Origin of the sequence: Shewanella sp. DW31 (assembly GCF_015767295.1) — a bacterium.
In the GTDB taxonomy this organism is placed as follows: domain Bacteria; phylum Pseudomonadota; class Gammaproteobacteria; order Enterobacterales; family Shewanellaceae; genus Shewanella; species Shewanella oncorhynchi.
This window is the reverse complement of sequence record NZ_JADWMP020000007.1, coordinates 188,310-199,671: the sequence shown is the minus strand read 5'-3', so window position 1 is coordinate 199,671 and position 11,362 is coordinate 188,310. Positions and strand designations below refer to the sequence as shown.

Annotated in this window: 10 protein-coding genes and 4 tRNA genes; 7 read left to right on the top strand and 7 right to left on the bottom strand. The window is 43.5% G+C overall.

From position 1 onward, the window contains the following. Window positions 1-222: 222 nt before the first annotated feature. The 4 genes from GWI56_RS08635 to GWI56_RS08620 form a co-directional block, all read right to left on the bottom strand. Window positions 223-298, bottom strand: a tRNA-Thr gene (locus GWI56_RS08635). 44 nt (window positions 299-342) lie between these two features. Continuing rightward, window positions 343-418, bottom strand: a tRNA-Phe gene (locus GWI56_RS08630). A gap of 553 nt (window positions 419-971) precedes the next feature. Then, window positions 972-1,047: transfer RNA gene (locus tag GWI56_RS08625), tRNA-Thr, on the bottom strand. A 34-nt stretch (window positions 1,048-1,081) separates the two neighbouring features. Further along, window positions 1,082-1,157 (bottom strand) — tRNA-Phe (locus tag GWI56_RS08620). 389 nt (window positions 1,158-1,546) lie between these two features. On the opposite strand from GWI56_RS08620, the gene GWI56_RS08615 reads away from it, so the two are divergent. Beyond that, complete coding sequence (locus GWI56_RS08615; protein WP_198572673.1) at window positions 1,547-2,098, top strand: cytochrome b; 552 nt, start codon at window positions 1,547-1,549, stop codon at window positions 2,096-2,098. A 4-nt stretch (window positions 2,099-2,102) separates the two neighbouring features. Next, the gene (locus GWI56_RS08610) at window positions 2,103-2,678 is read left to right on the top strand and encodes a YceI family protein (protein WP_028761297.1); all 576 of its coding nucleotides are present in this window, start codon (window positions 2,103-2,105) and stop codon (window positions 2,676-2,678) included. Between the two features lie 87 nt (window positions 2,679-2,765). Here the strand turns inward: GWI56_RS08610 and GWI56_RS08605 are convergent, their stop codons facing one another. Together GWI56_RS08605 and mutY are read right to left on the bottom strand one after the other, a co-directional pair. Next, window positions 2,766-3,044: an oxidative damage protection protein gene (locus GWI56_RS08605; protein WP_011788659.1), complete on the bottom strand. Its 279-nt coding sequence runs from the start codon at window positions 3,042-3,044 to the stop codon at window positions 2,766-2,768. A 2-nt stretch (window positions 3,045-3,046) separates the two neighbouring features. Further along, window positions 3,047-4,153 carry an A/G-specific adenine glycosylase gene (mutY, locus tag GWI56_RS08600; RefSeq protein WP_198572672.1) on the bottom strand — a complete coding sequence of 369 codons (1,107 nt, stop codon included), beginning with the start codon at window positions 4,151-4,153 and terminating at the stop codon, window positions 3,047-3,049. 200 nt (window positions 4,154-4,353) lie between these two features. Between mutY and trmB the strand changes: the two genes are divergently transcribed. The 5 genes from trmB to GWI56_RS08575 all read left to right on the top strand — a co-directional run bounded on the left by trmB (window position 4,354) and on the right by GWI56_RS08575 (window position 8,758). Continuing rightward, window positions 4,354-5,070 (top strand): tRNA (guanosine(46)-N7)-methyltransferase TrmB, encoded by a 717-nt coding sequence (gene trmB, locus GWI56_RS08595; RefSeq protein ID WP_198572671.1) that lies wholly within the window; start codon window positions 4,354-4,356, stop codon window positions 5,068-5,070. Window positions 5,071-5,118: 48 nt separating this feature from the next. Further along, the gene (locus tag GWI56_RS08590) at window positions 5,119-5,445 is read left to right on the top strand and encodes a YggL family protein (RefSeq protein WP_028761293.1); all 327 of its coding nucleotides are present in this window, start codon (window positions 5,119-5,121) and stop codon (window positions 5,443-5,445) included. After that, a complete protein-coding gene (glsB, locus tag GWI56_RS08585; RefSeq protein WP_113939414.1) occupies window positions 5,445-6,359 on the top strand; it encodes a glutaminase B in 915 nt (304 codons plus the stop codon). Before GWI56_RS08590 ends, glsB begins: the two co-directional genes overlap by 1 nt. A gap of 183 nt (window positions 6,360-6,542) precedes the next feature. Next, window positions 6,543-7,364, top strand: a complete 822-nt coding sequence (locus GWI56_RS08580; protein WP_198572670.1) for a YggN family protein — start codon at window positions 6,543-6,545, stop codon at window positions 7,362-7,364. A gap of 452 nt (window positions 7,365-7,816) precedes the next feature. Continuing rightward, window positions 7,817-8,758: a LysR family transcriptional regulator gene (locus GWI56_RS08575; RefSeq protein WP_006082526.1), complete on the top strand. Its 942-nt coding sequence runs from the start codon at window positions 7,817-7,819 to the stop codon at window positions 8,756-8,758. 656 nt (window positions 8,759-9,414) lie between these two features. On the opposite strand, the gene GWI56_RS08570 is transcribed toward GWI56_RS08575, so the two are convergent. Next, window positions 9,415-11,265 (bottom strand): DUF885 domain-containing protein, encoded by a 1,851-nt coding sequence (locus GWI56_RS08570; RefSeq protein ID WP_198572669.1) that lies wholly within the window; start codon window positions 11,263-11,265, stop codon window positions 9,415-9,417. Window positions 11,266-11,362 lie beyond the last annotated feature (97 nt).

Here is an 11,362-nt window from a genome sequence, read left to right as displayed (position 1 = left end):
AATTATCGAGAGTAAGTCAGTTGCGCTTTGTACTGAACACTTCAAATTTCAGATACAAAAAAGCCACTCATTGAGTGGCTTTTTTGTTTATATGGTGCCGGCACCAAGAGTCGAACTCGGGACCTGCTGGAATTATCGAGAGTAAGTCAGTTGCGCTTTGTACTGAACACTTCAAATTTCAGATACAAAAAAGCCACTCATTGAGTGGCTTCATTGTTTATATGGTGCCGGCACCAAGAGTCGAACTCGGGACCTACTGATTACAAGTCAGTTGCTCTACCAACTGAGCTATGCCGGCGTAAAGCACAGTAATAAACCCAATCGAATTCATTACCTTAAAAGTGGTGCCCGAACCCGGAATCGAACCAGGGACACGAGGATTTTCAATCCTCTGCTCTACCGACTGAGCTATTCGGGCAACTAAACTAAGCGTTAGTTAACTACTTTGAACTAAGTCGTGAAGACCTTGTTCGTTCGAAGTGCGCGTATAATATAGTGCTCGCTTTAGCTGTGCAAGCCCTTTTTAAGTGACTGATTAACTATTAAACAAAATGCGCTTATTTATTTGATTCTTTCGTTTTACTCTTATTTTACCGCTGAAAGTTTCAGCACTTTAACGCCAATAGGTGTTCCTTATGGCTGTTTATCCTAACTTCCTCATTCATTTATCTGCTATTGGGGAGAGAAAAATTAAGGTTTAAGCTCATCTATTGCAAGCAAGGAGCTGTGGAGCGCAGTGGGTATTGTTGAGCTTTGATTGATGTATTTATAGGGTGTAACTAAGCGGAGCAACTAAGAGTAAGCGAGTGGCTTCATTGTTTTATATAGTGCCGGCGGCACCAAGAGTCGAACTCGGGACTTATTGGTATTGTCAAGAGTAAGTCAGTTGCGATTGACCACAGACTTTGTGAGTTATTATTCAAATTTCAGATACAAAAAAACCACTCATTGAGTGGTTTCATTGTTTTATATGGTGCCGGCACCAAGAGTCGAACTCGGGACCTACTGATTACAAGTCAGTTGCTCTACCAACTGAGCTATGCCGGCTTAAATCTTTACTGCAATTTTTACTACAGAATAATGGTGCCCGAACCCGGAATCGAACCAGGGACACGAGGATTTTCAATCCTCTGCTCTACCGACTGAGCTATTCGGGCAACTAAACTAAGCGTTAGTTAACTACTTTGAACTCGTTGGCTAAGCCGTATCGTTCGAAGTGCGGCTATATTAGCTAGGGTGTTTGACCTCTGCAAGTGCTTTTTCCCGATAAATTACTCGTTCGGCTGTTTAATGCACATCTTGAGTGTTTTTTATCTCTTATTTTGCGAATTCAGTTCAATTTCATTCGTTGGCTGTATTTTTCAAGTCAGAGGGATACTGATGTTTACTATAGCTTTGTGCTCACAGATCATGATTTTTGGCTTACTTTCTAAAATTTAGAAAGATATAAGCGATTTTTACTGATTTTAGTTTTTAAATTTAGATTTATGATAATGAATATTATTTCATGGATAGCATGAAGAAAACGCGAGTACGGAGTCGCAGTATGTTTCGAAATAGTCAGTTTGCTTATGGAATTACCGCCATTGTGACCCATTGGTTGAGTGCGTTCGTCGTGATTGGGTTATTTGCAGTCGGTGTGTGGATGGTGGAGTTAACCTACTACAGTACTTGGTACAAGACTGCGCCGCATCTACATAAAAGTATTGGGATTCTGTTATTGGCTGCGACAATATTTCGTTTGGTATGGCGCTTAGTTAATCCCAAGCCTGTACCTGAGGCGAGTCATAAACCGTGGGAAAAGACGGCCGCACATTTGGCGCATTTTATTATTTATGTCTTGCTCTTTGTCATTATGACTGCTGGCATTTTGATCTCAACCGCAGATGGCCGTGGTATCTGGGTGTTTGATTGGTTTGAACTACCAGGATTGGGACTTTTGTTTGAAAACCAAGCTGATATCGCGGGTGATATTCACCAGTATGCGGCTTACAGCTTGATCGCGCTGGTCGTTATTCACGCGGCGGGCGCATTAAAACATCACTTTATCGATAAAGACACTACCCTACTTAGAATGATTAAATTTAAACGAGGATAATACAATGAAAAAGCAACTGTTAAGCGCACTGATTGGTGTATCTCTATTGGCTCCTGTGGCGGCTTCAGCTGCTGACTATGTGATTGATCATGAAGGCGCTCACGCTTCTATTACATTTAAAGTTAATCACTTAGGTTATAGCTATGTGGTGGGGCGTTTTAATGATTTTAGCGGCGATTTTAGCTACGATGCGGCTAAACCAACTGCGATGAAAGTGAATGTCACTGTGAATACATTAAGTGTCGATTCAAACCATGCTGAGCGTGACAAACATATTCGCGGTGAAGATTTCCTTAATACTGGCAAATTCGCTAAAGCGACCTTTGCATCTACTTCGGTGGAAGATAAAGGAAATGGCGATTTAGTGATTAACGGTAACTTAACTTTAAATGGTGTGACTAAACCCTTAGCGATCAAGGCCCATGCTGTGGGTGAAGGTCAGGATCCTTGGGGTGGCTACCGTGCCGGTTTTACTGGCACAACTACCTTTGCGATGAAAGACTTCGGTATCAAGATGGATTTAGGTCCAGCATCTAGCCATGTTGAATTAGATCTAGTGGTTGAAGGCGTGCGTAAGTAACTCTTTATTCTGCCATTTAGATAAACAAAAAGCGCCGAAGGGCGCTTTTTTGTAAGCTTTATACTTAGAGCCGACTAACGACCAGAATTAATCTTGGTCTTTTTCTGGTACAAAACCTTCAATTTCAACATCTTTACCTTCAAATAGGAAAGAGGTCATTTGTTCTTCAAGAAATTTACGATCATCAACATTCATCATGTTGAGTTTTTTCTCGTTGATCAGCATGGTTTGCTTTTTTTGCCATAGGCCCCAAGCTTCTTTGCTGATGTTATCAAAAATGCGCTTACCTAAATCACCTGGATACAGTTGAAAGTCTAGGCCGTCGGCTTCTTTATTTAAATATACGCAATTGACTGTACGCGCCATGATTATTCCTTACTGACTGCGGATTGAACGAGTGATCCCAAATTGGCTAGCACGCGCTCGGTGGCGGCGGCGAGTCCCACTTTGGAAGGATGACTTATGTTATACCAGAGAGACTGGTTTTGTTCCATGACAGCACCCACGCTCTGTTTATTGCCGAGGGTTTTATCGCCGTGAGTTTTATCTAAGTTAAGCATCATGGGCTGAATATCTAAATGAAAGTGGCTAAATGTGTGCCTAAAGCCAGTTAACCATTCGAGTTGCTGCGCATCAAACCCTTGCTCTTCAAGATGAGTTTCAAGGGTGGCTTGGGTAGCGAATTCAGGGAAACACCAGAGCCCGCCCCAAATTCCCGCTGGCGGACGTTTAGCTAGAAAGACTTGGTTGTCTTGCATCATCACTAACATCCACGCCGCTTTGGTTGGTATGGTTTTTTTAGGCTTTTTGCCAGGGAAATCGGTTTGTCTGCCAATCAGTTGAGCTTTGCAATCAATCGCTACAGGGCAAGCGGCACAGTTAGGTTTGCTACGAGTGCAAATACTGGCGCCGATATCCATCATAGCTTGATTATATTTCTGAATATCTTGCTGCGGTGTGAAGGCATCCGTCAGTTGCCAAAGTTGCTCTTCAACCGTTTTTTGCCCTGGCCAACCTGCGATTGCCCCATGTCTTGCTAATACACGTTTTACGTTGCCATCGAGAATGGGGTGATGTTGCCCAAGTGACAATGACAATACTGCGCCTGCCGTCGAGCGGCCGATGCCAGGTAGGGCGAGCACTTGTTCAAAATGTGTTGGAAATAATCCCTGATAATCATCGCGGATTATTTTGGCTGCTTTATGCAGATTACGCGCCCTAGCGTAATAGCCAAGGCCGGTCCAATGATGCAACACCTCATCGTCTGGCGCGTTAGCAAGTGCTAACACATCGGGGAAACGCGCCATAAATTTAAGATAATAGGGAATAACAGTCGCAACCTGAGTTTGTTGCAGCATAATTTCAGAAACCCATACGCGATATGGGGTTTTATCTTGCTGCCAAGGGAGGGTTTTACGACCGTGATTGTCGTACCAAGAGACGATACGTGTAGCGAAGGAGGCTGTAGATTTCATTGGCGCAGTGTAGCGGCAGTTATCTTCTTAGACAAGCGTCAAAGATAAGTTGGCAAGGGATCTAAAGCTAAAAATCGCTGCTAAATTCGCACTCTTAAATAATCTTGGTATACTTTCGCCCCATTAGTGCTTGCACTGTATGTTGAACTTTGGATAATGCCCTTCTTTTATGATGGTGTTGTCCACTAGACGAGGCAAAAATGAGCGAAGTCACTACCGCTGAATTTAATGAAGAAGGCAAGTATCTGCGCAAGATCAGAAGCTTTGTCCTGAGAGAAGGTCGCCTAACCAAAGGCCAAGCACACGCTATTGAAAGCCAGTGGCCAACAATGGGTTTAGATTACAGCCCAGTGCCATTGGTACTAAGCGACGTTTTTGGTCGTGAAGCTGATACTGTGCTGGAAATTGGCTTTGGCATGGGCGCCTCTTTAGTACAAATGGCTAAAGATGCACCAGAGCAAAATTTCATTGGTATTGAAGTACATAAACCGGGTGTAGGCTCTTGCCTCAGTGATGCCGCCATTGCTGGTGTGAGTAATTTACGTGTGTATCATCACGATGCCATGGAAGTATTAGAACATGCGATTGCTGACGGTTCATTATCCCGAGTGCAATTGTTCTTCCCAGATCCTTGGCATAAAAAACGTCACCATAAACGCCGCATCGTACAAGCTGAATTTGCCGAACTTATTCGTCGCAAGCTAAAAATTGGCGGTGTGTTCCATATGGCAACTGACTGGGAAGAGTACAGCGAGCATATGTTAGAGGTGATGCAAGCCGCACCGGGTTATCAAAACCAGTCGGCCGACGGCAGTGTTGTGCCGCGTCCTGATCATCGTCCATTGACAAAGTTTGAAGCCCGCGGCCATAGATTGGGTCACGGTGTATGGGATCTGATGTTTGAGCGTATCGCTTAATCACGAACTCAATTTTAGCTAATTTTAAACACAAAAGGGAAAATCACTATGGCAACTAATCGTAGCCGTCGTTTACGTAAGAAAATGCGCGTTGATGAATTCCAAGAGTTAGGTTTCGATATGGCTTGGACTTTTGATGCATCAGTATCTGAAGCCGATATCGATGCAACTGTAGATAAATTCATCGATGAAGTGATCGAAACCCGTAAATTAGGTTTCCATGGCGGCGGCCACATCGAATGGGAAGGCATTATCGCCACCCAAACGATTGGTAAATGTACCGAAGAAGATATTGCTGCAGTTAAGGCATTCTGGGCGACCCAAAAAGTGTCTCAGGTTGAAGTTAGCGAACTGTACGACATTTGGTGGGGTTAATGCCCGAGTTGGCATTACTTGAGGAAGTGGTCGAGAAAGTTCGACCCTTGCTCGGCCAAGGAAAGGTTGCAAATTATATCCCCGCACTGGCCAGCGTTGATGCTGGCAAATTAGGCATTGCCGTCACAACCGTTGATGGCGAAACCTTAGGTGCGGGCGATTACCTTGAGCCGTTTTCGATTCAAAGTATCTCCAAAGTTTTCAGCTTAACCTTAGCGTTAACTTTATATGAAGAAGCCGAAATCTGGAGCCGTGTTGGCAAAGAACCTTCGGGCCATTCATTCAACTCTTTAGTACAAGTCGAGTTAGAACGTGGCAAGCCACGCAACCCATTTATCAATGCTGGCGCGTTAGTGATTGCTGACTTATTGCAGAGTCGTTTAGGTGCACCTAAACACAGAATGCTTGAGTTAGTCAGGCAACTTAGCCAAAACGATAAAGTGTGTTTCGATAAACAAGTAGCAGATTCAGAATATCAGCATAGTGCGCGCAATGCGGCTATCGCTTATTTGATGAAGTCCTTTGGTAATTTTCAAGGTGATGTTGATACTGTGCTGCGCACCTATTTTCATTATTGCGCCTTGAAGATGAATTGTGCTGACTTGTCTAAGGCCATGTTGTATTTAGCTAATCGCGGCAAAAGTATCACAGGGACTGAGCTTATTTCTCAAGTGCAAACTCGGCAACTTAACGCTCTGTTGGCAACCTCGGGCTTATACGATGGTGCGGGTGAGTTTGCTTATCGTGTTGGTATGCCAGGTAAAAGTGGCGTCGGCGGCGGTATTATTGCCGTGATCCCTGGAGAACTGTCGATTTGTGTATGGTCGCCAGAACTCGATAATAATGGCAACTCACTTGCGGGCACAGCGATGCTTGAGCATCTAAGTCAGCGTCTCGGTCGTTCTATTTTCTAGTCTTATCTCTCGTTTTTTATTAGCACTATCAGACTAAATGTTAGCGAATTTCGCTAATGACCTTTTAGTGCTAACTTTAAAAATCCAATATAATCATATTGTTATAAGGTTGGCACGTCTCCTGCTATAAGCTATTCAGTAGTTTAGGTTTATCGAATTATTCAGATTAAAGGACGAACAAAAATGAAATTAAATAAGTTATTAACTGGATTTGCATTATCTGGCGTGATTTTAGGGGCATCTAGCGTACAGCTGGCGCAAGCACAAATAGAACCAAAAATAGATGAGCGCTGTGAGGTCTCCTTAAATTATGACGTTATGGTCGAGCCTAAAAAATTAGTCATGAGCGAGAAGGGCACAGAAAAGTATCGCATCGAAGTTGACAAGTTATTTGTGGAAGGTAAGCAAGTTAACTTAACCGACAAGCAGAAAAAATTGGTTACTCAATATGCCGATGAAGTTTCGACTCAAGTGCCAGAAGTGATTGAACTGGTGAATGAGGCAGTATCTCTTGCTTCCAAAGCGGTTGGTATGGCCTTAACACCTTTAATGGGTGATGCCGCTGGTGCAAAATTTGATGAAATGATGGCTGGCGTTCAAAAACGGGTTGATTCAGTGGCTTATAAGAATGGTGATAGCTTCTATTTAGGGGCGACTGAAGACTCGATGCAAAGTACATTTAACGATGAATTCGAGCAGGAAATGGAACAAATTGTCCAGAATTCAATTGGCGCAATTATGATGAACTTAGGTGGCCAAATCATGTCTGGTGGCGGTGAAAATTTTGAAGCTAAGATGGATACCTTCTCCCAAAAAATGGACAAGTTAGGCCAAGATATTGAGCAACAAATTGAGAGCCAATCTAAGGGATTAGAAGCTAAGGCTGACCGTTTGTGCGACCGATTTGAAAATTTGTTAGTGCTTGAAAATCAATTGCGCCAAGAAGTGCCAGAACTAGCGCCTTATGTGTTGACACAAAACTCAACCAAGGAACTGCGTGAATAGTTCTTGCAAATAGTTCTTGTAAATATCTCTTGCGAATCGCCCTTAGTTTTAACTGCAATAACTTCTATCTCCTTGTGCATGAGTCAAACTTGAATGCTACGCCCCTAGTCAATTTATCGACTAGGGGCTTTTTTATTGGCTACTGTTTAATCGTGGCGACAACCCTTATGGCTAAGTTGATGTGGCTTATAGGCTAGGCTTGCAGCGATTTAGTTCGGAATGTTACAGTCTAGAGACGAATATTTGGTATACTCTTAAAATATAATTAAAAGCTGGCATATCAGTCAGATATAACACCCTACTTTAGTGGACTTTTTCGGTCTAAATCTCTGCGTTATATCATTTTAATGCGAGATATCAATGCTATGGTTATTTTTAAGCGATGATTACGCTAACCATAGCTGCTCACCGAAAGTTAATATCATTGTCGTAAACAGCTTAAGGCGACTTCCATGTTAGAACTGTTAGAACCTATTGCGATTTTTACTCATGTGGCCAGAGCAGGTAGTTTTAGTGCCGCCGCAAGAAGGCTTGGGATCTCTAAGTCTAAGGTCAGTACACAAGTCGCCGATCTTGAACATAGACTTGGTGTTCAATTAATTCAACGTACCACCCGCAGCTTAAGTCTGACTGAAGCAGGGCATTTGCTGTATCTGCAAGGTGAAGAACTGCTGCGTGACGCTGAACAAGCGATAGCCAGCGTGCATAACTTAAATGATGCGACCCGCGGCGTGCTTAAGGTGGGAATTTCCCAATCCTTTGGGGTGATGCATATCATTCCTGCGTTGCCATCTTTTATGGCAAAACATCCTGAGCTTGAGCTACAAGTGAGCTTACTGGACCATAAAGTGGATGTCGTGAGCGAAGGCTTAGACTTACTGTTAACTATGTCTGAGCAATTACCGCTTGGCATGGTTGCTAGACCTCTGATGAAGTGCCAATTCCTGTTAGTTGCTTCGCCTGGCTATATTGCTCAACATGGCGAGCCAACTCGACCTGAGCAGCTAGTTGACCACAACTGTTTGGTCTATCAAGGCGAGTGGCACGAGCACAGCATGTGGCAATTTAAGAAGGGTGATGACTACTGTGAAATTGGCGTATCGGGTAATTTCAGGGTGGATAATGCGCCTGCATTAAAATCTGCTGCAATCAGTGGTCTTGGAGTTGTGTATCTTGCGAGTTATCTGATGGAGGATGAAATTGCCAAAGGGACATTAGTGCCTTTACTGAAGGATTGGCAATTGACTCACCATCTGCCATTGCAGGCGGTTTATCCCCGTCGTAAGCACTTAGCACCTAAGGTCAGTTCTTTTATCGAATTCATCAAAGATCACATAGGGACGCCACCGTATTGGGATGCTCCCTATGTCGAATTATTCAGTAAACGTCAGTAAAATAGGAAACATTGTTCTCAAAAGCAGTCTTATGTGGTTTTAAATTGGGCAGGTACTTTTCTGGCCATTTAAAATCAATACTTTAGATTGAGTTGATGAGTACATTTGTTGATGGTTTTTTAGGGGTTACTAAAGCACTTTTTTATAACATCCTTGAACTCTGTTCTTAATTGAATACAATGGTAACAGTTGATTCGGAATGATCTGAGTCCTATACGTTTATTGGAAATGACCCCTTTCAATTTTTGTATACAGGTCGGCGTTAATGCAGTTTTGGATCACAGCCAACAGAAGTTTGAGAACTAAAACAATGTTGGCTCTTTAAACCATCATCCTAGTTTTTGGTTTACCTCAGCCTTATCGCTGAGGTAATTTTTTTATTGATGGTTTGCAGCCTTGAGCACAAGTTTTGTCTCCCTGTACCCTAAAGTCGCAACTGTGTGTTAAATGATGTGAAGGCGAGTGCTAAAGCATATATTAATGCAACAAATATAGTGACCCACAGTGAGAAGGGTTCCGTTATCTAACGGGATAATGGTACCAATAAAAAAGCCACTTTCGAGTGGCTTTTTTATTGGGCGCAGCTTAAGACTTTCACTTATGTCGCTTTAGTCGTGAAGCAAGTTAACAGTGCTTCACGGCTAAGCATTAAGGCATTAGGCCTGCTTCTTACTGGCTATCCAGAGATCGACTTGTTGCTCTAACACATCCAGTGGTAATGCGCCGTTAGCAAGTACTAGCGTATGGAAGTCGCGGATATCAAATTGACTGCCAAGCTGTTGCTCTGCTTTATGTCTTAGCTCTAGTAGTTTAATCATACCTACTTTATAGGCTGTCGCTTGCGATGGCATAACGATATGGCGTTCAACCATTTTCACCGCATCTGATTTAGCATTTGGCGTATTGTCCACGTAATAGGTTATGCCTTGCTCGCGGGTCCACTTTTTAGCGTGGATACCAGTATCAACGACTAAGCGACAGGCACGCCACAACTCCATTGCTAGGCGACCAAAGTCAGAGTAAGGATCTGCGTAGAGTCCCATTTCTTTTGGGAAAGATTCGCTATATAAACCCCAGCCCTCAATATACGCGGTATAGCCCCCAAACTTACGGAACTTAGGAATATTTTGCAGTTCTTGGGAAATGGCTATCTGCATATGGTGACCCGGAATACCTTCGTGGTAGGCCAGCGCCTCCATTTGGTATTTTGGCATGGCTTTCATGTCATATAGGTTTGCATAGTAGCTACCTGGACGCGAACCATCCGGTGCCGGTTGTTCATAGAAGGCTTTACCCGCGGATTTTTCCCTAAAGGCTTCAACCTGCTTCACTACCATGGCGGCCTTAGGTTTTACTTTGAACACTTCATCCAAGCGCAACTTCATATTGTCGATGAACTTAGTCGCCTCAGCTAAATAGGCGGCTTTGCCTTCGGCGGTATTGGGGTAGTAGAACTGGGGATCGTCACGCATAAAGCTAAAGAATTGCTGCAAATCGCCTTTAAAATTGACTTTCTTCATGATGGCACGCATTTCATTATGAATACGTTCCACCTCAGAAAGACCTAAGTCATGGATTTGATCGGCGCTCATGTTTGTCGTCGTAGTACGTGCCAAGGCATTATTGTAATAGGCGGGGCCGTTAGGGAGTTTCCACGCACCATCGCGGTCATCAGCTTTGGCTGCTAAGGTTTTGACGTAACTGATGAGCTTGTTATAGGCGGGTTCAACTTGAGTAACGAGTGCTTGCTCAGCCTGTTTAAGCAGTGCTTGCTTCTCTGTCTCTTGAATCGTTAATGCGTTCACTTTACGGCGAAAATCTGCGAGTAGCGCACTATCGTCGCCCTTATCAAAAGGCGCACCTTTGATAATGTTTTGGCTGTCTGAAATCACATAAGCGAATACAAACTTAGGCGCGATAATGCCTTTATCTGCGCGAACGGCTAATACTGTCTGTAATTGACTTAAGCGTTTGGGCACGCCATTCAAGCGGCTGATATAGGCCTTGGCATCGCTGACATCTGTGATTTGATGTTGGTTAATTAAGAAGGAGGCGATCATAGAGTGGCCACCATACATCTGATTCACAGGGTAATTATGATAGCGCCATTGGTCATCTTCGATATCATTTTGCAGATTTTGCTTCAGTAACGTGAGGCTAAGATGAGTTTGTGGATCGAGTTTGGTCGCATCAATCTGATTGACCCGCGCCAGTTGTTTTTTTGTGCGATCTAGGGTTTTATCATCGGCGGCATCACCTAGTTCATCCCATTTATCATAGTCTTGCTTGATCCCCATATAGGTCTGCGAAATGGGACTCGCCATAATGTTTTCCATGAAGATGGTTTCGAACAGGGCATTGGCTTTTTCTGACTCGGTTTGCGCTACTGCATTCACAGGTTCGCTTGCACTGTGTAAGGGTGGCGCAGTTGATGCTGCATACGCGGGAATGGTCAGCAGAGCTGAAAGGGTCAGTGCGACTAAGCTGATTTTAGTTTTTATTGGCATGATCAGGCTTCCTAGATTGATTTGCATCAATACTAAAGAAGCGGAACAAGAATGTATGGATATTAGTGTTAGAAAATGTGTTAGCTGTAATAGTCTT